General features: G+C 72.9%; 21 protein-coding genes. 13 read left to right on the top strand and 8 right to left on the bottom strand.

Going from position 1 to position 21,311, the window contains the following annotated elements:
• Window positions 1–400: 400 nt before the first annotated feature.
• Window positions 401–586, bottom strand: coding sequence for a hypothetical protein (locus HW130_RS16435; protein WP_177150317.1), 186 nt, complete (start codon window positions 584–586; stop codon window positions 401–403).
• Between the two features lie 364 nt (window positions 587–950).
• Between HW130_RS16435 and HW130_RS16430 the strand changes: the two genes are divergently transcribed.
• The 5 genes from HW130_RS16430 (at window position 951) to HW130_RS16410 (ending at window position 7,488) form a co-directional block, all read left to right on the top strand.
• Window positions 951–2,927 carry a UvrD-helicase domain-containing protein gene (locus HW130_RS16430; RefSeq protein WP_256356133.1) on the top strand — a complete coding sequence of 659 codons (1,977 nt, stop codon included), beginning with the start codon at window positions 951–953 and terminating at the stop codon, window positions 2,925–2,927.
• A gap of 179 nt (window positions 2,928–3,106) precedes the next feature.
• On the top strand, window positions 3,107–4,210 hold the full coding sequence (locus HW130_RS35935) for a sigma-70 family RNA polymerase sigma factor (RefSeq protein WP_309140454.1): 1,104 nt from the start codon (window positions 3,107–3,109) through the stop codon (window positions 4,208–4,210).
• A 95-nt stretch (window positions 4,211–4,305) separates the two neighbouring features.
• Window positions 4,306–5,784: a PepSY domain-containing protein gene (locus HW130_RS16420; protein WP_177150316.1), complete on the top strand. Its 1,479-nt coding sequence runs from the start codon at window positions 4,306–4,308 to the stop codon at window positions 5,782–5,784.
• Window positions 5,785–5,806: 22 nt separating this feature from the next.
• Complete coding sequence (locus HW130_RS16415) at window positions 5,807–7,090, top strand: hypothetical protein (protein ID WP_177150315.1); 1,284 nt, start codon at window positions 5,807–5,809, stop codon at window positions 7,088–7,090.
• A 95-nt stretch (window positions 7,091–7,185) separates the two neighbouring features.
• Entirely contained in the window at window positions 7,186–7,488 is a 303-nt protein-coding gene (locus tag HW130_RS16410) for a hypothetical protein (protein ID WP_177150314.1), read from the top strand.
• 66 nt (window positions 7,489–7,554) lie between these two features.
• Here HW130_RS16410 and HW130_RS16405 read toward each other — a convergent pair whose 3' ends face one another.
• Window positions 7,555–8,253, bottom strand: a complete 699-nt coding sequence (locus HW130_RS16405) for a copper homeostasis protein CutC (protein ID WP_177150313.1) — start codon at window positions 8,251–8,253, stop codon at window positions 7,555–7,557.
• Between the two features lie 242 nt (window positions 8,254–8,495).
• Between HW130_RS16405 and HW130_RS16400 the strand changes: the two genes are divergently transcribed.
• From HW130_RS16400 to HW130_RS16390, 3 genes are all read left to right on the top strand, one after another.
• Entirely contained in the window at window positions 8,496–10,760 is a 2,265-nt protein-coding gene (locus HW130_RS16400) for a cation-translocating P-type ATPase (protein WP_177150312.1), read from the top strand.
• A 67-nt stretch (window positions 10,761–10,827) separates the two neighbouring features.
• Window positions 10,828–11,478: a hypothetical protein gene (locus HW130_RS16395; RefSeq protein WP_177150311.1), complete on the top strand. Its 651-nt coding sequence runs from the start codon at window positions 10,828–10,830 to the stop codon at window positions 11,476–11,478.
• 37 nt (window positions 11,479–11,515) lie between these two features.
• The gene (locus HW130_RS16390) at window positions 11,516–11,722 is read left to right on the top strand and encodes a hypothetical protein (protein ID WP_375256541.1); all 207 of its coding nucleotides are present in this window, start codon (window positions 11,516–11,518) and stop codon (window positions 11,720–11,722) included.
• Between the two features lie 9 nt (window positions 11,723–11,731).
• On the opposite strand, the gene HW130_RS16385 is transcribed toward HW130_RS16390, so the two are convergent.
• Together HW130_RS16385 and HW130_RS16380 are read right to left on the bottom strand one after the other, a co-directional pair.
• The gene (locus HW130_RS16385) at window positions 11,732–12,001 is read right to left on the bottom strand and encodes a DUF4031 domain-containing protein (RefSeq protein WP_177150310.1); all 270 of its coding nucleotides are present in this window, start codon (window positions 11,999–12,001) and stop codon (window positions 11,732–11,734) included.
• A complete protein-coding gene (locus tag HW130_RS16380; RefSeq protein ID WP_177150309.1) occupies window positions 11,998–12,354 on the bottom strand; it encodes a hypothetical protein in 357 nt (118 codons plus the stop codon). Before HW130_RS16380 ends, HW130_RS16385 begins: the two co-directional genes overlap by 4 nt.
• 56 nt (window positions 12,355–12,410) lie before the next feature.
• Here HW130_RS16380 and HW130_RS16375 point away from each other — a divergent pair, with 56 nt between their 5' ends.
• Together HW130_RS16375 and murQ are read left to right on the top strand one after the other, a co-directional pair.
• The gene (locus HW130_RS16375) at window positions 12,411–13,358 is read left to right on the top strand and encodes a MurR/RpiR family transcriptional regulator (RefSeq protein WP_177150308.1); all 948 of its coding nucleotides are present in this window, start codon (window positions 12,411–12,413) and stop codon (window positions 13,356–13,358) included.
• A gap of 42 nt (window positions 13,359–13,400) precedes the next feature.
• Window positions 13,401–14,345 carry an N-acetylmuramic acid 6-phosphate etherase gene (gene murQ, locus HW130_RS16370; RefSeq protein ID WP_177150307.1) on the top strand — a complete coding sequence of 315 codons (945 nt, stop codon included), beginning with the start codon at window positions 13,401–13,403 and terminating at the stop codon, window positions 14,343–14,345.
• A gap of 81 nt (window positions 14,346–14,426) precedes the next feature.
• Here the strand turns inward: murQ and HW130_RS16365 are convergent, their stop codons facing one another.
• Both HW130_RS16365 and HW130_RS16360 read right to left on the bottom strand, forming a co-directional pair.
• Window positions 14,427–14,843 (bottom strand): PIN domain-containing protein, encoded by a 417-nt coding sequence (locus HW130_RS16365; RefSeq protein WP_177150306.1) that lies wholly within the window; start codon window positions 14,841–14,843, stop codon window positions 14,427–14,429.
• Complete coding sequence (locus HW130_RS16360) at window positions 14,840–15,094, bottom strand: type II toxin-antitoxin system VapB family antitoxin (RefSeq protein ID WP_309140457.1); 255 nt, start codon at window positions 15,092–15,094, stop codon at window positions 14,840–14,842. The genes HW130_RS16365 and HW130_RS16360 overlap by 4 nt, the downstream gene beginning before the upstream one ends.
• Window positions 15,095–15,116: 22 nt before the next feature.
• Between HW130_RS16360 and HW130_RS16355 the strand changes: the two genes are divergently transcribed.
• Together HW130_RS16355 and HW130_RS16350 are read left to right on the top strand one after the other, a co-directional pair.
• On the top strand, window positions 15,117–16,442 hold the full coding sequence (locus HW130_RS16355; RefSeq protein WP_309140456.1) for an MFS transporter: 1,326 nt from the start codon (window positions 15,117–15,119) through the stop codon (window positions 16,440–16,442).
• 9 nt (window positions 16,443–16,451) lie between these two features.
• Window positions 16,452–18,068: a serine hydrolase gene (locus HW130_RS16350; RefSeq protein WP_256356118.1), complete on the top strand. Its 1,617-nt coding sequence runs from the start codon at window positions 16,452–16,454 to the stop codon at window positions 18,066–18,068.
• 37 nt (window positions 18,069–18,105) lie between these two features.
• On the opposite strand, the gene HW130_RS16345 is transcribed toward HW130_RS16350, so the two are convergent.
• Complete coding sequence (locus HW130_RS16345; protein ID WP_177150303.1) at window positions 18,106–18,702, bottom strand: dihydrofolate reductase family protein; 597 nt, start codon at window positions 18,700–18,702, stop codon at window positions 18,106–18,108.
• A gap of 74 nt (window positions 18,703–18,776) precedes the next feature.
• Window positions 18,777–19,754, bottom strand: a complete 978-nt coding sequence (locus HW130_RS16340) for a hypothetical protein (RefSeq protein ID WP_177150302.1) — start codon at window positions 19,752–19,754, stop codon at window positions 18,777–18,779.
• Between the two features lie 261 nt (window positions 19,755–20,015).
• Here HW130_RS16340 and HW130_RS16335 point away from each other — a divergent pair, with 261 nt between their 5' ends.
• Entirely contained in the window at window positions 20,016–21,248 is a 1,233-nt protein-coding gene (locus HW130_RS16335) for an MFS transporter (RefSeq protein WP_177150301.1), read from the top strand.
• Window positions 21,249–21,311: the final 63 nt, after the last annotated feature.

Genomic DNA, 21,311 nt, shown 5'->3' with positions numbered 1-21,311 from the left:
CTGGCTCGGCCGAGCCCGAGGAAACCACCCCCCGGCAGCGACCACCAACGGCCCCTGCCCTGGTCGACCACGGCCCGGGCTGGCTCGGCCGAGCCCGAGGAAACCACCCCCCGGCAGCAACCACCAACGGCCCCTGCCCTGGTCGACCACGGCCCGGGCTGGCTCGGCCGAGCCCGAGGAAACCACCCCCCGGCAGCGACCACCAACGGCCCCTGCCCTGGTCGACCACGGCCCGGGCTGGCTCGGCCGAGCCCGAGGAAACCACCCCCCGGCAGCAACCACCAACGGCCCCTGCCCTGGTCGACCACGGCCCGGGCTGGCTCGGCCGAGCCCGAGGAAACCACCCCCCGGCAGCGACCACCAACGGCCCCTGCCCTGGTCGACCACGGCCCGGGCTGGGTCACCGACGGTGGACGCCCGCCTCCTCCGCGTACTCGCCGAGGACGGCCACGGAGAACACGGCCTCGGCGAAGACCTTGATCGCGCGCAGAGCGTTGCCGACGCGGTGGGACGAGTGGCGGACGGCGCCCGTGGCGGTGGCGCCGCCGGGGGGCGTGGTGCCTGGGGCGAAAGTCGCTGTGCTCATGTCTCCATGGTGGCCTCGTCACCCGTCCGGAGCATCGCTCTGCGGGCTGAACCGCGCACCGGGGCGCCTCCTGCTCCCGACCGACGGCGTCCCCTACGGGGAGGACCGCCCCGGAAAAACCGTTCGCCTCCCTCCGGGGCCCCAACTACAATCGCGGGCTTGCCCCCGACGTGGTCGGGGCCTCTCCCGCCTCCCCCGAGGAGCGCCACCGCCCGGACGGAAACCGGCCGGTCTGCCATGTCGTGACCACACAGCATCAGCCCGGAGGCAACCCGTGCCCGCGCACGCCCCTGTACCCGACGTCACTTCCGCCACGGGAGCGCTCACGGCCGACGGCGATCCGCTCGGACGCGAGCGGGCCCATCTGGCCGCCTCACGCGCCGCGTTGCGCGCGATGCGCGAGGACGTCGAGTCGCTCGACATCAAGGACGTCACCGCGAACTGGGTCAACGCGGTCGTCCTGGAAGCCCAGATCGAGGAGCGCATCAAGGCGCTGGCCGACCTGTCGCACACCCCGCTGTTCTTCGGCCGCCTCGACTATCTGCACACCGCGCAGGAGGGGCAGCGCTTCTACATCGGCCGCCGCCATGTGCACGACGCGGTCGGCGACCCGATGGTCATCGACTGGCGCGCCCCCGTCTCCCAGCCGTTCTACCGCGCCTCGCGCAAGGACCCGCAGGACGTGGGCCTGCGACGGCGCTTCGGTTACACGGGCGGCGAGCTCACCGCGTACGAGGACGAGCACCTCACCGACCCTTCGGAGGCCGAGCAGACCTCCAAGCTCCTCCAGGCGGAGATCGAGCGGCCGCGCGTCGGCCCGATGCGGGACATCGTGGCGACGATCCAGCCCGAGCAGGACGAGATCGTCCGCAGCGGCCTGTCCGGCACGGTGTGCGTCCAGGGCGGTCCCGGCACCGGCAAGACGGCCGTGGGCCTGCACCGTGTCGCGTACCTGCTCTACGCCCACCGGGAACGGCTCGCCCGCACCGGCACCCTCGTCATCGGGCCGAACCGCTCCTTCCTCCACTACATCGAGCAGGTGCTCCCGGCTCTCGGCGAGTTGGAGGTCAGGCAGTCCACCGTCGACGACCTCGTCGCCCATGTGGAGGTGCGCGGCGAGGACACGGCAGCGGCGGCGGTCGTGAAGGGGGACGCGCGGATGGCCGAGGTGCTGCGCCGCGCGGTCCGCTCGCACGTCACGCTGCCGACCGAGCCGCTGATGGTGGTGCGCGGGTCGCGGCGCTGGCGGATCCCGGCGTACGAACTGGAGGAGATCGTCCGCGAGTTGCTGGACCGGGACGTGCGGTACGGCGCGGCGCGCGACGCGCTGCCCCAGCGGATCGCGCACGCGGTTCTGGTCCGCATGGAACAGGCGGGCGAGGCCCCGGACGACCGCGTCCAGGACGCCGTGGCACGCAACGCGGCGGTGAAGGCGGCGGTCAAGGCGGTCTGGCCGCCGGTGGACCCGGCGAGACTCGTCCTGCGCCTGCTGTCCGACGCGGAGTTCCTCGCCGCGCACGCCGACGGCATCCTCACCGCCGAGGAGCAGGCCACGATCCTGCTGCCGAAGCCGCCCCGCGGCGTGAAGTCCGCGCAGTGGTCGCCCGCCGACGCGGTGCTGATCGACGAGGCGACGGATCTGGTGCAGCGCACGCACTCGCTCGGGCACGTCGTGCTCGACGAGGCGCAGGACCTGTCGCCGATGCAGTACCGGGCCGTGGGCCGCCGCTGCTCGACGGGCTCGGCGACGGTGCTGGGCGACCTGGCCCAGGGGACGACGCCGTGGGCGACGGCGTCGTGGGCGGAGGCGCTGTCCCACCTCGGCAAGCCGGAGGCGGCGGTCGAGGAGCTGACGGCGGGCTTCCGCGTGCCGCGCGAGGTGATCGCGTACGCCTCCCGCCTCCTCCCCCACATGTCCCCGGGCCTGGCCCCGGTCTCCTCGGTGCGCGAGAACCCGGGTTCGCTCTCGGTCCGCGCCGTGTCGGACCTGGACGCGGCGGTCGTCTCCGCCTGCCTGGAGTCCCTGACCCGGGAGGGCTCGATCGGCCTGATCGCCTCGGACGCCCGCGTGCCGGCGCTGGCCGCGGCACTGGCGTCGGCCGGCCTGCCGTACCTGTCCCCGGGCGAGGAGACGACCCCCGACACCCGCCTGACGCTGGTGCCGGCGTCACTGGCGAAGGGCCTGGAGTACGACTACGTGGTCCTGGACGAGCCGGCCGCGGTGGTCTCGGCCGAACCGGACGAACGCACGGGCCTGCGCCGCCTGTACGTGGCGCTGACGAGGGCGGTCTCGGGCCTGACGGTTCTGCACGTGCAGCCACTTCCGGTGCAGTTGGGCTGACGGGGAGGGTCGGCGCGGCGCGGGCCCGGTCGAGGGTGTGACAGGGAAGCGCTGCTTCGGCCTCCATCCGGACGACGCTCACCGGGCCCCGGCCCTTCTGATCCACTTCCGGCTGGTTAGGTTCCGTGCGGAAGTACGGACGGCCGAGTGCCGACGCGCGGCGGAAGGGAGCGGGGCCCGTGATCACGTACGGCAAGGCCGGGGCGGCGGGGGAACAGGAGCGGGCCGAGAGGTGGCAGCGGATCTGGGGGCACCGGGAGGCGCTGCTGCGGGTGGCCCGGCGGCGGTCGGCGAGCCCGGAGGACGCCGAGGACGCCGTGCACGAGGCGATGGTGCGGGCCATGGAACGGCCGGAGCTGGACGACGAACGGCTCGGCGGCTGGCTGACCACGGTGACGATGCGGCTGTGCGTCGACCGGCACCGTCAGGTCGTCCGGGAGGCGGAGGTGCACCGGCGGGCGGCGTGGGGGCTGCCCGGGTACGTCACCGTCGAGGACCGGGTGTGCGACCGGGCCGAGGCGCACTGGCTCACCCGGCGCGGCCGGGAGGAGTTGCCCGGGCGGCAGGCCGAGGCGCTCGGTCTGCAGGCGCAGGGCTTGGAGCTGGGGCAGATCGCGCAGCGGATGGGGCTCAGCTATCGGGCCGTTCAGTCGTTGCTGGCCCGCGCCCGCAAGACGCTGCGCGGTGTGCTGGCCGGGACCCTGGCCGTCCTGCTGTGGCCGTGGCGGGGCAGCCGTTCGACCTCGGTGGGCGGTGGCGTACCGGCCGGAGCGGCGCCGCTGGTGACGGCCACCGTGGCGCTGACGGTCGCCGGGCTGACCCTGCTCGCCCCGGGAACGGCCGCCCCCGCGCCGGGGAGCGGTCCGGGGCGCCCGGTGCCGGGGTCGGCGGAGCCGGGCAGCCCGACGGCACAGACGGTCCTGGAGCGGGGGACGCCGAAGGATCCGGCCACCCCGGCGGCCGACCCCGGTGCGGGGCTGCCCTACGGCGGCGCGCTATCTCGTCCGGGCGACAACGGGACGGGCACTGCGGGGGCACCGGGAACGCAGGGGGAGCCGGGCGGCCCGGGGCTGCCGGAAGCGCCGGGACTGCCGGAGGTCGCCGGTCCGGCGCTTCCGGGTACGCCCAGGCTGCCGGAGGTCACGGAGCCCGCCCTGCCGGAGGTCACGGAGCCCGCCCTGCCGGAGCCGGACGTTCTGGGCGCCCGGGAAGCGGCTTCGGCGGCGTCCGCCGAGGCCACTGGCACCACCCTCCAACGAGCCGTCGAAGAGGCCACCGAATAAATCGCGAATCCGTGCGACGCAAGCCCCGCCTCTCCCCGTAGAGCGGCTGACAGTGCCATCAGCGGTGGCAACAGCTGCGAAGGAGAGGTCACTCAGTGGCTCACAGCAGAACCGGAGGGGGCAGCGGCGGCGTGACGCGTGCCCTGCGCGGCGGGCTCGCCCTCACGCTGGCAGGAGTGGCGTCGGCGACTCTGCTGTCGTCCCCGTCCCAGGCCGCGTCCGGCGTGAACATCGGGCAGCGCTACAACGACGGGCTGGACAGCCGCTACAGCGTCACCAGCTTCACCAGCGCCGCGAACGCGATGGGCTACGACACCCTCGGCTACACGGGCGGCCGCAGCGCGACCAACACCTTCAACGACGGCACCGGGGCCGCCGTCCTCGGCTTGTTCGGCCACGCCAACGCCGGGATCTTCCAGACCGACGAGGGCCCCACCGACGCCGAGGACGCGATCCTGGCCGCCGGTACGGCCACCGACGTGGTCAGCCCGTACGCCAACCTCCGCTTCGTCTCCGAGTACTTCCCCTACGTCGAGGTCGACGACATGCGGCTGATGGTGCTGGCGGGCTGCTACACCTCGCTGAACGGCCCGTGGGGCAACTTCAACGACGCCGCCGTGTCCCGGGGCGTCGACTCGGTCATCAGCTTCAGCGGCCTTGTCTACTTCCCGGCGACCTCCTCCGGAACGTCGATCGGCCTGACCAACTACTCGGGCAACTACTTCTGGGACCGCTTCGGCTACCACACCAAGACCGGCGTGACGATCAGCACCGCGCTGTACCGGGCCCGTACCGACCTGGTGGCCAAGGAGGGCAGCGCCGGGGGCTGGAACAACTACGTGATCCGGGGCGCCGTCGGCAACCCGGCTGATGTCCGGCTCAAGCCCGCCGGGAACGGTGAGCCGCTGAACAGCCAGCCGCTCGCCGCCCTCCCCTTCACCACCTTCAGCCGGCTCACCCCCACCGCGTCCACCACCACCGAGGGCCCGGACGGCGCCGAGCTGACGGATGTGACGACTGCCGAGGGCATCCAGTACCGGCAGCGGCAGGACGGCACCGTCCTGGACGCCGTGGGCACTGCGTCGACCGAGGGCGAGGTGACCCTCTCCGCCGCCGAGGCCCGTACCGCCGCCCAGGACTTCGCGAAGGCCAACGTCCCCGGCTTCGGCGCGGACTGGCGGCTGGTCACCGACGAGACCACCAGCCACATCGAAGGCGACGCGGTGCGGCTGCTGCGCTGGCGGACCGTCGTCGACGGCCGGGACGCCGCGCGCGAGGTGACGGTGGAGCTGGACCGGCGCACCGGCGCGGTCGTCAGCTTCTCCGCCGCCCGGGGCACGGCCGACAGCGCCGCCTTCCCGGTGACCGCGGAGCAGGCCGAGGCCACGGCCCGCGAGCTGACCGGCGACCGCACCACGGCCGCCACGGTGGTGGCCGACACCTGGAACGCCAGCCGCTGGACGGTCACCTTCGACCGTGCCCCGACGGGCTGGTCCGAGGCCCGCGTCCCGGACGCGGACCGAGTCGAGATCGACGCCCGCACCGGCGAGGTCCTCTCCCGCACCACGGCCTGAAAGAAAGAAGAACAGCGACATCATGAGACCCCACCCCGCCCGGCGGCTGCGCCGGGTCCTCCTCGCGCCGGTGCTCGCCGTCGGCCTGCTGCTCGGTGGCGCGATGCCGACGCAGGCCGCCACCTCGGCGGCCCCGGCGGCCGTCTCCGTCACCGACGACAGCGTCGAGCTGAGCTGGTCCTCCGTCTCCGGCGCCACCGCTTACCTCGTCATCGACGACCGGGCACACGAAGTGCTCTGGCGCGGCGAGCAGACCGCCGCCACGCTTCCCGTCCAGGCCCCGACCTCCGTCTCCGTCCTCGTCGTCGCGCTGACCGAGCAGGGCCCGCGCCTGATCGCCAAGGCGCTGGCCACCGTCCCCGACGCGGCCTCGGGCCTGACCCCGCTCACCGCCGTCACCACCCCCACCGGCACCACCGTCGGCTGGGGCGCCCTGCCGGACGCGGCCGACTACGAGGTCACGGCCGACGGCACGAAGCTCACCACGACCGCCGCCACCCAGCTGCAGACCGAGACGGCGCTGGGCGAGAACGCCGAGTACACGATCGACGCCGAGCTGGTCCTGCCCGCCGAGGAGGTCACCGAGGACACCGTCACTCGCTCCACCTACGGCGTCGAGGTGACCCCGGCGACCACGGACGTGGCGCAGACCCCCAGCGACGCCCGGCCCGGCGACACGCTGCCCGCGAACGTCCGCACCCTGACGACGTCCCGTACGACGTACGAGACGTACATCCCCATGAGCTACCTGCAGGGGGAGAGCTGGGGCTTCGGCTTCCCCTGCGAGTCGGCCGACGACAACGCCCCCTGGTTCTCCGGCGACGGCCGGAGCACCGGCTACGACACCGGGAAGAACCGCACCAAGGCCGCGTCCAACCACTACTGGACCAGTGCCTCGACCTGGACGTCGAAGGGCGTCAGCCCCACCAAGCGCTACCGGAAGGTGGGAAGCACCTACTACTACGACTCCCAGCGCACGGCCGGCGGCGACGGCTTCGTCATCCGGCCGCTGCAGAACGACGGCCGGTATGCCCGCACGGTGATCGAGCACAATGTCGGCAATCCGTACTGCACCGGGATCGCCGATATCAGCTATGACAACCAGCAGGACCTCTATCAGAACGGTTCGCACTGGATCTACGGTGCCCATGACAAGATGCCGAATCACCAGTTCTACCGTTACGACCAGTACTCCGACGGGACCTCTTACCTGAAGCTGGTCTTCGATCACGCGCTGGAAGACCCGAAGTGCCTCGCGGGCTGGATGGGCGGCTGCTCGGCACAGCAGTACCAGTACACCCGCTGAGAAAATGCCGAATGCGCCGTGGACCGGCGCCGGCCTGCGGCTTCGGCCGAAGGTCCCGCGCCGGTCCACGGCCATCACCACACAGGAAAGATGACATGAACGAGCAGCAGAAGGTCGGCATACGGATCATTCGCTGGGTGCTGGGACTGGCCTTTCTGGGGTTCTTCCTGTTCGCGTCCGTGGTCGCGGCAAGTTTCGCCGGGTGGGGGTTCGGTGAGCGGACGGCCGCGGAAAGGTTCCAGGACGCGATTCCCTCGCTGTTGATGTCATTGGCGTGGGGGGCCGTGGCCATCGCCGGTTTCCGCCTGTCGGTCGGCTACCGCCTGCTCTCCTGGTGGCTCGCCTGCGCCCTGATCATCCCGGCCTATGCGGCGCTGCACGCCGCGGACGTGCTGTAGAGCGGGCCGGTACCCCTCAGCCACCGGTCGACTCCCTGGGGGCGTCACGCGCCCCCCGCCGAACCACTACGCGTCCAGCGCCTCGCGCCACTCCGCGACCGCCTCGGGCGACACCGGGCGGGACCAGCCCGCCGGGCGGGACGCGCCGCCGATGTGGAACGCCCGGACGCCCGCCGCCCGCAGCTCCGGAACGTGGGCGAGGCGCAGGCCGCCTCCGACGAGGAGCGCCGCCTCGTAGCCGGGTTCGCCCCGCCGCGCCGCCTCGGCGAGCAGCGCCGGCAGCCCGTCGTCGACGCCCTCCGGCGACCCCGCCGTCAGGTACGTGTCCAGGCCCGGCACGTCCGCCAGCTGCTTGCGCAGCGCGTCGCGGTCCGCCGCGCGGTCGATCGCCCGGTGGAACGTCCAGCGGCTGCCGCCCAGCACCGCCACCAGCCGTTCGACGGTCACGAGGTCCGGGTGGCCGTGGTCGTCCAGGAAGCCGAAGACGAACTCGTCCGCGCCCTCCGCCCGCAGCCCTTCCGCCGCCCGGACCAGCGCGTCGACGTCTTCCGGGCCGCCCGCCGAGAACCCGTCCGTCAGGCGGAGCATGACGCGCACCGGGATGTCCACGGCCGCCCGGACGCGGGCGAAGGTCTGCCTCGCCGGGGTCAGACCGTCGGCCGCCATGTCGGCGACCAGCTCCAGCCGGTCGGCCCCTCCGGAACGCGCTGCGACCGCGTCCTCCGCGTCGAGGGCGATCACCTCCAGGAGTGCACGGTTGCTCATGGGCCCATTCCTCCAGGAGAGACGGCTGCGGCGGTTGCCCGGCCCTTCGGGCCGAGAGGTCTAGTCCAATATCCCAGCCTAATGCCCATCGCACCCCCATGGCAGCCGCACACGGCACTCCGGCACCCGGGTTCCCCGCTCACGCCGACCCTCACCCCTTGCGCCTCTTACGGGGAGGGGGTATACAGGACATGAGTCGAGGATACCCCCTAGGGGTATCACCCCTTGGACGAGGAGCAGGAATGCCGACCGCAGCCGCCCACCCGGCCACCACCGCAGCACGCGAGGTCGAACTCGCCATCGGCGGCATGACCTGCGCCTCCTGTGCCGCCCGCATCGAGAAGAAGCTGAACCGCATGGACGGCGTCGAGGCGACCGTGAACTACGCGACCGAGAAGGCGAAGGTCACCTTCGCCGACGGCACCGAGGTCGCGGACCTGATCGCGACCGTCGAGGCCACCGGCTACACCGCCCACGAGCCCGCCCCGCCCCGAGTCACTCCCGAGGAGAGCGGCGAACCACCGGAGAGCGACGCACTCGCACCCCTGCGCCAGCGCCTGATCACGGCCGTGGTCCTCTGCGTCCCGGTCATCGCGATGGCGATGGTCCCGGCCCTGCAGATCGAGTACTGGCAGTGGCTCAGCCTCACCCTCGCCGCCCCCGTGGTCACCTACGCCGCCTGGCCCTTCCACCGCGCCGCGTTCACCAACGCCCGCCACGGCGCGGCCACCATGGACACCCTGATCTCCGTCGGCACCTCGGCGGCGTTCCTGTGGTCACTGTGGGCCCTGTTCTTCGGGACCGCCGGCACGCCCGGCATGACGCACCCCTTCGAGCTGACGATCGGCCGCAGCGACGGCGCGGGGAACATCTACCTGGAGGCGGCCGCCGGGGTCACCGCGTTCATCCTGGCCGGGCGGTACTTCGAGGCCCGTTCCAAGCGCAAGGCCGGGGCCGCCCTCAAGGCGCTGCTGGAACTGGGCGCCAAGGAGGTCACGGTCCTGCGCGGCGGCCGGGAGGAGACGATCCCCACGGCCGAGCTCCGGGTGGGGGACCGGTTCCTGGTGCGTCCCGGGGAGAAGATCGCCACCGACGGCACCGTCGTCGAGGGCGCCTCCGCCGTCGACGCCTCGATGCTCACCGGCGAGTCCGTTCCCGTCGAGGTCACCGTCGGCGACGCGGTGACGGGGGCGACCCTGAACGCCGGCGGCCGCCTGGTCGTCGAGGCCACCCGCGTCGGCGCCGACACTCAACTCGCCCGTATGGCCGAGCTGGTGGAGGACGCGCAGAACGGCAAGGCCGCCGCCCAGCGGCTCGCCGACAGGATCTCCGCCGTCTTCGTGCCCGTCGTCATCGGCCTCGCCCTCGCGACGCTCGGCTTCTGGCTCGGCAACGGCGCGGGCCGGACCGCCGCGTTCACCGCCGCCGTCGCCGTCCTGATCATCGCCTGCCCCTGCGCCCTGGGCCTGGCCACGCCCACCGCGCTCATGGTCGGCACCGGCCGCGGCGCCCAGCTGGGGATCCTGATCAAGGGCCCCGAGGTGCTCGAGACCACCCGCAAGGTCGACACGATCGTCCTCGACAAGACCGGCACCGTCACCACCGGCAGGATGACCCTGCTCGCCGTCCACACCGCCGACACCACCACCGAGACCGAAGTCCTGCGGCTGGCGGGCGCGTTGGAGCACGCCTCCGAGCACCCCATCGCCCAGGCCGTCGCCACCGGGGCGTCGGACAAGGCCGGTGCCCTGCCCACCCCCGAGGACTTCGCCAACATCCCCGGCCTCGGCGTCCAGGGCATCGTCGACGGCCACGCCGTCCTCGTCGGCCGCGAGAAGCTGCTCGAGGAGTGGGAGATCCCTCTCCCCGTCCAGCTGGAGCGCGCCAAGGCCGAGGCCGAGGCGGCCGGCCGCACCGCCGTCGCCGTCGCCTGGGACGGCGAGGCCCGCGCCGTCCTGGAGGTCGCCGACGCCGTCAAGGACACCAGCGCCGAAGCCATCCGGCGGCTGCGCGGCCTCGGCCTCACCCCGATCCTGCTCACCGGCGACAACAAGGCCGTCGCCGAGACCGTGGCGAAGGAGGTCGGCATCGACGAGGTCGTCGCCGAGGTCATGCCCGAGGACAAGGTGAACGTCGTCAAGCGCCTCCAGGCCGAGGGCCGCAGCGTCGCCATGGTCGGCGACGGCGTCAACGACGCCGCCGCACTCGCCCAGGCCGACCTCGGACTCGCCATGGGAACCGGCACCGACGCCGCCATCGAGGCCGGCGACCTCACCCTCGTACGGGGCGACCTCAACGCCGCCGCCGACGCCATCCGCCTCTCCCGCAAGACGCTCGGGACCATCAAGTCGAACCTGTTCTGGGCCTTCGCCTACAACGTCGCGGCCCTCCCCCTCGCCGCCGCCGGCCTCCTCAACCCGATGATCGCCGGAGCCGCGATGGCCTTCTCCTCCGTGTTCGTCGTCGGCAACTCCCTCCGGCTGCGCAGCTTCGAGGCGGCCGGGTGACGCCCCTGCCCCCGGGTCGGGGCCCCGCCCGTCCCGCTCCGCACGGGAGCCGCTCTAGAGTCGGCACATGAGCGACGCCGCCGCCGATCTCCGTGCCCGCTGGACCCAGGCCCTCCTCGCCGCCCGCGGAGGGGCGGACGGACCCGACCCCGTGCCCTATGCCGACAACCTCCTCGGCCGCTGGGCCGAACCGCAGCGGCGCTACCACACCACGGCGCATCTCATCGCGGTGCTGGACCATGTCGACACCCTGGCCGCCCACGCCGCCGACCCCGACCTCGTGCGTCTCGCGGCCTGGTTCCACGACGCGGTGTACCTGCCTGACCGATCCGAGAACGAGGAGCGCTCCGCCCGGCTCGCCGAGCGTGCCCTTCCCGAGGCCGGGCTGAGCGCCGGGGCCACCGCCGAGGTCGCCCGGCTCGTCCGCCTCACCGTCACGCACGACCCGGCCGGCGACGACCGCAACGGCCAGGTCCTGTGCGACGCCGACCTGGCGATCCTGGCCGCGGCCCCGGAGGCGTACGCGGCCTATGCGGCGGCGGTGCGCGAGGAGTACGCGTTCGTCCCCGAGGAGGCGTTCCGCGACGGGCGGGCGGCGGTGCTGCGCCAGTTGCTGCGGCTGCCGCGCCTGTTCCACACCCCGTACGGCGCGCGCGAGTGGGAGGAGCCTGCCCGCCACAACCTCACGGTGGAGCTGGAGCTGCTGGCCGCATCGTGAGACACCGGCCCGGTGGGGAACGACAGGGACGACCGTCGTGGGCAACACGGGCGGCCCGTGGCTCGGTGGCACGGTCATCGACGCGGACCTCGGTTTCGCGTCGACGGCGTGGGCGGGCGCGGCGATGACCGTCGTGGCCATCGTGCTCGTCGCCGTGTCGCTGCGGCCGCACAGCAGGTCCCGTCTGGTGACGGGCTCGGCGGCGGACCCGCGGGGCGCGGCGGCCCTGACCGAGCACGCCTGACGACAGGCCCTACGCGGACGGGCGGTTCTTGGGCCTGCGCAGGCCCGCGTCGGTCAGGCGGCGTACGAGCTCCTTGGAACCGATCTCGACCGCGCCCGCCGCCACCGCGTCCGCGTACCGGTGCGAGGGCACGTCGTAGTGATCGCGTTCGAACGCGCGGCGCGGGCAGCCGATCGACTCGGCGAACGCGTGCAGTTCGTCGAAGGACACGTCGCTGACCATGTGCGACCACATGCGGCCGTGGCCCGGCCAGCTCGGCGGGTCGATGTAGACCGTCACCGCAGGCCGCCCACCGGTGCCACCACGACCCCGGCCTTGCCGCACACCCAGTGCGGGTCCGGCCCCAGTTCGGGCTCGATCTCCAGCGCGTGCGGGTCGCCCGCGTCGCAGACCGGGCACAGCGGCCAGCGGCCGTGCCGCTCCAGCAGCGCGTCCTGGACGTCCTGGGCGACGAGCCCCGCGACGTACGCGACGCCCTCGGGCCACTGCTCGGCCCACCACCGGCGGTGTGACACCGCCTCCTCGACCAGCGAGACGACACCGGCGTCGGCCACGTCGCGGGCGGCGAGGTCGGCGAGCACCAGCGCGCGGGCGGCGTGCAGTGCCTGTTCCAGTGGGTTCGTCCGATCCATGTCCCCATTGTCTACGGGTCTTGACGGCACCCGAAATACGAAAATATCTTTCAGATGTGACCAATCCAGTGAAGGAAATTTTCAGCGGTGAGGCACCCCTCCCTGCCGCTCCCGGCACGCGGGAGGTCCCCCCTCCCGCCGCCCTCGCGGCGAAGGTGCGCACGCTCTCGCCGTCCATGACCCGCTCCATGCAGCGGGTCGCCGAAGCCGTCGCCGATGATCCGGCAGGCTGCGCCGCCCTCACGGTCACCGGACTCGCCGAGCTCACGGGCACCAGCGAGGCGACCGTCGTCCGCACCGCCCGTCTCCTCGGCTACCCCGGCTACCGCGATCTGCGCCTCGCGCTCGCCGGTCTCGCCGCCCACCAGGAGTCGGGCCGCGCGCCCGCCCTCACCACCGACATCGCCGTCGACGACCCGATCGGGGACGTCGTCGCCAAGCTCGCGTACGACGAGCAGCAGACGCTCGCCGACACCGCCGCCGGCCTCGACACCGTGCAGCTCGGCGCGGCCGTGGCCGCCGCGGCCACGGCCCGCCGCATCGACATCTACGGCGTCGGCGCCTCCTCCCTCGTCGGCATGGACCTCGCCCAGAAGCTGCTGCGCATCGGCCTGATCGCGCACGCGCACAGCGACCCGCACCTCGCGGTGACCAACGCCGTACAGCTGCGCTCCGGCGACGTCGCCGTCGCCATCACGCACTCCGGCTCCACGGGGGACGTGATCGAGCCGCTGCGGGTGGCGTTCGACCGGGGCGCCACCACGATCGCGATCACCGGCCGCCCGGACGGCCCCGTGTCGCAGTACGCCGACCACATCCTCACGACCTCCACCGCGCGCGAGAGCGAACTGCGCCCGGCCGCGATGTCCTCCCGCACCAGTCAACTGCTGGTCGTCGACTGCCTGTTCATCGGTGTGGCACAGCGCACGTACGAGTCGGCGGCGCCTGCCCTCGCCGCGTCGTACGAGGCTCTCGCGCACCGCCACAGTCCGCGCACCCGCTGACCCCCACACGCCGTACGTCCCGAGAAAGCAGAGCCGCTCCTCATGACCCCCACCTACGGTGAACTCCGCGCCCAGCTCGCCACGCTCACGACGGAGGCGTTCCGTCCCGAGCTCGCCGACATCGACCGGCTGCCGACACTGGAGATCGCGCGCATCATGAACGGCGAGGACGAGACCGTCCCCGCCACCGTCGCCGCCCAACTGCCCGTCATCGCCGCCGCGATCGACGCCACGGCCGAGCGCATGTCCCGAGGAGGCCGGCTGATCTACGCGGGTGCGGGCACGGCGGGCCGCCTCGGGGTCCTGGACGCCAGCGAGTGCCCGCCCACGTTCAACACGGACCCGTCGGAGGTCACGGGCCTGATCGCGGGCGGCCCGACGGCGATGTTCACGGCGGTCGAGGGCGCGGAGGACAGCAAGGAGCTGGCGGCGGCGGACCTGGACGCGCTGAAGGTGACCGAGGACGACACGGTGGTCGGCATCTCCGCGTCGGGCCGCACACCGTACGCGATCGGCGCGGTGGAGCACGCGCGGTCGCTGGGCGCGCTGACGATCGGCCTGTCCTGCAACGCGGCGAGCGTGCTGGGCGCGGCGGCGGACCACGCCGTCGAGATCGTGGTCGGTCCCGAACTGCTCACGGGCTCGACGCGGTTGAAGGCGGGCACGGCGCAGAAGCTGGTCCTCAACATGATCTCGACGATCACGATGATCCGCCTCGGCAAGACGTACGGAAACCTGATGGTGGACGTGCGCGCGTCGAACGACAAGCTGCGGGCGAGGTCCCGGCGGATCGTGTCGCTGGCGACGGGGGCGGCGGACGAGGAGATCGAGGCGGCGCTCGAGGCGACGGGAGGAGAGGTGAAGAACGCGATCCTGGTGATTCTGGGGGGAGTCGACGCGGGCACGGCGTCCGCCCTCCTGACCCGCTCGAACGGTCACCTGCGCGCGGCGCTGACGTCATGCGCGCCCGGGTCCCCGGGCGCGTGAGGAGCGGGGATCCGGGGCAGAGCCCCGCAACCGGGTCCCGCTGAGGACCCGGCCCCTTGACGCCCGTTCACGGGCGGGGCCTCATCGCGGGCCGTCGTGCACGTTGTGCTGCTGAAGCTCGACGGCGAAACGGGCCGCGGTCACGAAGTCCTTGTCGTCGTGCAGCACGATGAGACCGTGGTGGGCGGCCGTCGCGCAGATCTGGAGGTCGACAGCTGACAGCGCCTGGTGCGCACCGCGCTCGGCGGCACGCAGCTGCAGGCCCCCGATCCACTTCGCCGCTCCCTTTGGAACGGGAACGTCGTCGTACAACTCGGCGAACATGGCGCTGTACGCCTCGAACTCCTTCAAGTCCCGGGCAGACCGCAGAAACTCGACCCGCTGCGGGTAGCACGACCGGACATCGCCGTTCATGACGGTTGACTGCCACGCTGCGCGCAGCACCTTGTCACGCGTCATTCGCCACAATGCGGTGGAGTCGAGTAGATAGACGTTCACCGACCGTACGCCTCCTTGTCGGCGCGGTGAGCAGCCTCAGCACCCTCGATGTCCCAGTCCTGTGCGAGCTCGAAGTACTTCTCGTAGGCAGCGGCGCGCATAAGACGCTTGTTGTACTCCTCGAGCGCCTTCGCCACCGCCGCCGTCTTCGTGCGATGCCCACCCAAGCGTTTGGCCGTCTCCAGCGCCTCGTCATCGATATCGATGTGCGTCAACGACATCCCCGCCTCCATCCTGTACATGATGAACACCAAACGACGCCTCCGAGTGTACATTGGCGCCCCTCTCGACCCCCGTTCCGCACGCCGTCGCTTCGTCGCCGCCACCGGGCTCTTCTGGCTCCCGGTCGGCCTCTACATCCCCTCCCAGGTCCTGCTGATGACCGAACGCGGCATGAGCCTCGCCGTCGTCGCCGCGCTCTTCGCCGTCCACTCGGTCACCGTCTCCGTCATGGAGCTGCCCACCGGCGGCCTCGCCGACGTCGTCGGCCGCCGGCCCGTTCTCGCCGCCGCCGGGCTGCTCAACGCCGCCGCCCTCACCGTGCTCGCGCTCGGCACCACCGTCTGGATGCTCGCCGTCGCCATGCTCCTGATGGGCTCGGGCCGCGCCCTGTCCAGCGGCCCCGCCGAGGCGTGGTACGTCGACACGGTCCAGGCCCACTCCGGTCCGGGCGCCGAACTGCGCACCGGGCTCGCCCGCGCGGGCACCGCCTCCGCCGCCGCGCTGGCCGCCGGCACCCTCGTCGGCGGCGGGCTGCCGCTCCTCCTCCGCCTCGGCCCCGACCTCGGCGCGGCCACCGGCGGCCTGCTGCTGCCGCTCTCCGCCCCGGCCCTGCTCGGCGCGGCCCTCGGCGCCGGCTACGTCGCGTACGTGCTGCTCGCCCTCCCCGAGCCGCCCCGGCCCCGCACCACGCTGCGCGCCGTGCTCCGCGGCGTCCCCGCCACCGTGCTCGGCGGACTGCGTCTGGGGGCGGGGGACGCCCTGGTCCGGCGTCTCCTGATGACGGCGGGCGCGGCCGGTGCCGGTCTGGCCACCGTCGAACTGCTCACCCCGGGCCGCGCCGCCGGCCTGACGGGCGCGCCCGAGTCCGGTGCCGTGCTGTTCGCAGCCCTGGCCTGCGCGGGGTTCGTCTGCACCGCGATCGGCAGCCACTTCGCGCCCCTTGCGGCCCGGGTGACGGGCAGCGGCGAACACGCGGTGCTCGCGAGCATCGGGCTGAGCTCCGCCGGTCTGATCCTGCTCGGTGTGACCGCCGCGTCGCACGGACCGGTGGCCCTCGCTCTCGCCGCCCTGGGGTACGGCCTGATCTACCTGGGCCTCGGCTCGGCCGGACCCAACGAGAACGACCTGCTGCACCACCGCGTCGACAGCGACGTCCGCGCCACGGCCCTGTCCGTGCGGTCCCTCGCGCTCCAGTCGGTCGGCGCGCTGGCGGGTGTGGTCGCGGGCGCCCTGCCGGCCGGCCCGCCCGCGTGGCTCCTGGGCGGCGCGGTCCTCTGCGCGGGCGCGCTGCTGTGGGCCCGCCGCTCGGCTCCGCGCCCTCCCCTCACAGCGCACCCGGAACCGCCCCGCGCGACAGAGGCAACCGCCGGGCGTTGAATGGAACGCATGGGTGTCCGACGGTACGGAAGGCACCGCAGGGGCAGGCCACGCGTGTACGCCGCGGCAGGTCTGGCCTCTGTCCTCGCGGCGACGTACGCGACGACGACGGCCACGGCCGGCCCGCCGCCCCGCTCCCCTGCCGCCCATCGGGCCGTCGCCCCGATGCTCACGGACAAGCAGGTGGCCGACGCCGTCGCCGAGCTCGACGGGCAGATCCGGGCGGGCATGGAGAAGACCGGCGTGCCGGGCGTCGCCGTGGCCGTCGTCCACAAGGACGAGGTCGTGTACCTGAAGGGCTTCGGCGAGCGTGAGGTCGGCAAGGCGGGCGCCGTGTCCCCGGACACGGTGTTCCAGCTCGCCAGCCTGTCGAAGCCGATCGCCTCGACCGTCGTCGCCGACGCGGTGGGCGACAAGGCCATTGGCTGGGGCACCCCCGTGACCCGGCATCTGCCCGACTTCGCGCTCAAGGACCCGTGGACGACGCGGCACGTGACGGTCGCCGATCTGATGTCCCACCGCAGCGGGCTGCCCGACCACGCGGGTGACCTGCTCGAAGACCTCGGCTACGACCAGCAGTACATTCTCGGCCACCTGCGGCTCGAGCCCCTGTCGCCGTTCCGTGCGAGCTACGCGTACACCAATTACGGTTTCACCGCGGCGGCCGAGGCGGTCGCCGACGCGAAGGACACGACGTGGGAGAAGCTGGCCGAGGACTCGCTGTACCGGCCAGCCCGCATGACGGCGACCAGCTCATCGTTCGCCGACTACGAGAAGGCCGCGAACAAGGCGGTCACCCACGTGCAGAACGCGCAGGGCGACTGGGAGGCGAAGTTCGTCCGCGACCCCGACGCCCAGTCCCCGGCCGGCGGAGTCAGTTCCACGGCCCGTGACATGACGCGGTGGCTCCGCCTGCAACTCGCGAACGGCAAGCTCGCGGGCGAGCAGATCGTCCCCGCCGAGCAGTTGCAGCGCACCCACCTTCCCGAGATCGTCTCCCAGCCGCCCGCGCCCCCCACGGACCGGGCCGGCTTCTACGGCCTCGGCTGGAACGTCAGTTACAACGACCAGGGCCGCCTGCGCCTGAGCCACTCCGGCGCGTTCGAGCTCGGCGCGAACACCAACGTGACGATGGTGCCGGCCGAGCAGCTCGGCATCGTCGTGCTCACCAACGGCAAGCCGGTGGGTCTCGCCGACTCCGTCGCCCTGAACTTCTTCGACACGGCACAGCAGGGCAGGCCGACGCAGGACTGGCTCCCCCTGGTCGCCCGGATCTACGAGCAGGAGGAGAACGCCGGCCGCTCCCCCACCGACTACACGAAGCCGCCGTCGGGCGCCGCCGACGCGAGGGCCGACGACGCGTACACCGGGACGTACCGCAACGACTACTACGGTCCGCTGACGGTCACCGCCGACGACGGCGCGCTGTCACTGCATCTGGGGCCCAGGCCCCTGCGGTTCGCGCTCACCCACTACAGCGGTGACACGTTCAGCTTCGAGACGGTGGGCGAGAACGCGGTCGGCCGCACGGGCGTCACGTTCACCGTCGGCGACGACGGACAGGCCTCGCGGGTGAGGGTGGAAAGCCTCGACACGAACGGCCTGGGCACCTTCACCCGCGAGTGAAGCCGGGCCCCTTCGCCCTCGACCGGGCCCGCCCGGACTACGCCTCGGCCACCGGCCGGTAGGTGCACACGTTCACGCCCGTACCGCTGGTGACCGTGGAGACCAGCTCCAGCGTCCGCAGCGCACCGTCGTCGGGGAAGATCCTCTTCCCGCCGCCGAGGAGCACCGGCATGATCATGAGCCGGAGCTCGTCGACCAGGCCCTCGCCCAGGAGGGTGCGCGCCAGTGCGGAGCTCCCCATGACCAGCAGGTCGCCGCCGTCGGCCTCGCGCAGCTTGCGGATCTGCGCCACGGCCTCGTCGCCGGGGATGCGCGTGGTGTTGTCCCATGTCAGCTCGTCGTCGCCGAGCGTGCGCGAGACGACGTACTTCGGGAGGGAGTTCATCCGGTCGGCGAACGGGTCACCGGCGCGGTCGGGCCACGCCGCGGCCATCGCCCGCCACGTGCGACGCCCGAACAGCAGCGCCTCGGCCTGGGACAGCGCGTCGTCGAAGGTGCCGCCCACCACCTCCGGGTCGAAGAACGGATGCGTCCAACCCCCGTGCGCGAAGCCGCCGTCGGTGTCCTCACCCTGACCGCCGGGCGCCTGCACGACGCCGTCCAGGCTCATGAACTCACTGATCACTATGCGCACGGGACTCGCTCCTGTTCCTCACGGTGGTGGGTACGGCAGAAGAGACTGCCGGGCCGTTCGAAAATCATCGCGCCTCACGCACCCTGCCCCCGCAGCGTCACTCCGTACCGGGTGCGCAGGCGGCCGATCTCCCACCACGCCACCGCCGACACCGATGCCGGGCCGCCGATCACGGCACAGATCTGGACGAGCGGCGGGCCGGGCGGCATGCCGGCCGTCACCAGGTTGATCGCCGCGAGCTCCCACACCAGCACGCCCGTCAGCAGGGCGGGGAGCGCGGCATGGATCTCGGCGGTGTCGAACGCCCCCCGGACGACCGTCGACGAGGCGAAGGCGACGAAGAACAGCACCCACAGGACGGGCAGGAGCAGCGCGAAGGTGAGCAGCGTGCTGAGCACGCCGTCGGGCAGGGCCCGGCTGAGGAACATGACCCCGGCGAACAGGATCGGCACCGCCGTGAAGGCGCCGAAGTACCGCAGCGCCAGGCGGACGGCGGGGCGCACCCGCGCACGCATCGCCGCCCGCGCGTGGGCGGGCGCGAGGCGGAACAGGACGGCGATCACGACGGGGGCGGTGAGCAGCAGCAGCCAGGGCGTGACCGCGAGCCGGAAGAGCACCTGGTCCTGCGCCTGCGACCAGTCCGCCTCGGTGCCGTACGCGGCCAGGATGGCGAAGGACGCGGCGAGCGCGATCCAGGCGCGGATCTTCTGCACCCGCACAACGTCCGGGTCCTGGATACGGCGGTGGCTGTGCACGGGGAAGACCGAGCGGGCCGTCCGCCGCGCCGAGCGGGCGACCGGGTAACAGATCACCACGAAGAGCGCCGGCCAGACGCAGAAGAGGATCGCGACCCACGCACAGCCGGGAACCGGCAGACGGCTCATCACCTCCCGCAGCGGCGGCCACTCGTCCTCGCGGAACCGCTGCCACAGCGTGGTGGCGGGCGGGCGGTACGGCGGCGGTCCGTACGGCGAGGGAGGCGGCACGTACGGCGGCGGGCCCCCGTTCGGCTGCCACGTCGGGCCGTACGGATTCTGTCCCCCGAAGGTCACGCCGGATTCCTCCCTGCGGTGAGTGATGCCGAGTGACGATCTTGCTGGATCCCGGGGGAGAGTCAACTCCCGGCCGCATCACGGCAGATGCCGCGGGGACGCGAAAACGGAGAGCCGCCGGACCCGCATCGGCGTACCCTCGACCGTATGAGCCGACGACGACATTGATCCACGGCAGCAGGTCCCGGAACGGGCTGTCGCGGGCCGCCGCGCGGGTGAGCACCCGGCGTCCCCGTCCGTTCCGCAGAAGGACCACACACCATGCTCACCGCTTCGCCGCGCCCGTCCGGCCGGCCGGTCTCCTCCGGCTCCCCCGACCCCCGCGTCCGCGCCCTCGCACGCAGGCTCTACGCCTACGCGGGCCTCGAGGACTTCGTCCTGCTCTACCCGCTGTACGCGCTGCTGTTCGCCCGGAACGGCCTGACCACCGCCGAGATCTCGTCCCTGTTCGCCGTCTGGTGCGTCGTCGGCCTGCTGGTGGAGGTCCCCTCGGGCGTCTGGGCCGACGCCGTCTCGCGCCGGGCCATGATGGTCGCCGGTCCGCTGCTGTCCGCCGCCGGCTTCGCCCTGTGGGCCGTCACACCGTCGTACGCCGCGTACGCCGCCGGCTTCACGCTCTGGGCCGTCGGCGGGTCCCTGCGCTCGGGCTCGATGGAGGCCCTGGTCCACGACGAGCTCGAACGGCTCGGCGCCGCCGACCGGTACGGCCGGCTCATGGGCAGGGCGGCCGCCGTGAGCATGGCCGCGGCGGCCGGTGCCACCGCGGCCGCCGCCCCCGCCCTCGCCGTCGGCGGGCACACCCTGGTGTGGGGCGTGAGCATCGGCGCCTGCGTGCTGTGCGCGGCGGTCGGCGCGACGCTGCCCGAGCACCGGGACCGCACTCGCCCCGAGGGCACGCAGGGGCCCGGCTACCTGGCGACGCTGCGAGCCGGCCTGTCCGAGGTGCGCGGCAGCCGGCCCGTCCGGCACGCGATGCTGCTCGCCGTCGTGATCACTTCGCTGTGGGGAGCGCTCGACGAGTACCTGCCCCTGCTCGCCGCCTCCACGGGGGTGGCGACCGAGACCGTTCCGCTGCTCGTGCTGGTGGTGTGGGTCGGCGTGACGCTCGGCTCGCTGCTGGTGACGGCAGGCGAACGGCTCTCCCCACGTGCGCTCGGCACGCTGGTCGCCGCCGCGGCGTGCGCGCTCGCGGCGGGCGCCCTGTCGGGCAGGCCCTCCGGTTTCGTGTGGGTCGGCGCCGCGTTCCTCGTCTTCCAACTGGCGGACGTGCTGGCCGACGTACGACTCCAGGCGGCGATCACCGGCCCGAGCCGCGCGACGGTCACCTCGCTGACCGGCCTGGGCACGAGCCTGGCGTCCCTGGCCGCCTACGGTGCCTACGCGGCGCTGTCGCCGCGCGCGTCGCACGGCGTGGTCTTCGCGCTGCTGGCCGTGCCGTACCTCGTCGTTGCCGTGGCGCTGGGGCGGCGCCGACCGGCCGGTCCCGACTCCTGAGGAGGGTGCGGAGACGGGTCCGCTCTCCGCTAGCCTGTCGGCCATGCACGGGGGATTAGAAGA

Origin of the sequence: Streptomyces sp. PKU-EA00015 (genome assembly GCF_013387495.1) — a bacterium.
Classification (GTDB): domain Bacteria; phylum Actinomycetota; class Actinomycetes; order Streptomycetales; family Streptomycetaceae; genus Streptomyces.
Note: the sequence above shows the minus strand (reverse complement) of the source record. Positions and strands in the feature narration are given on the sequence as shown.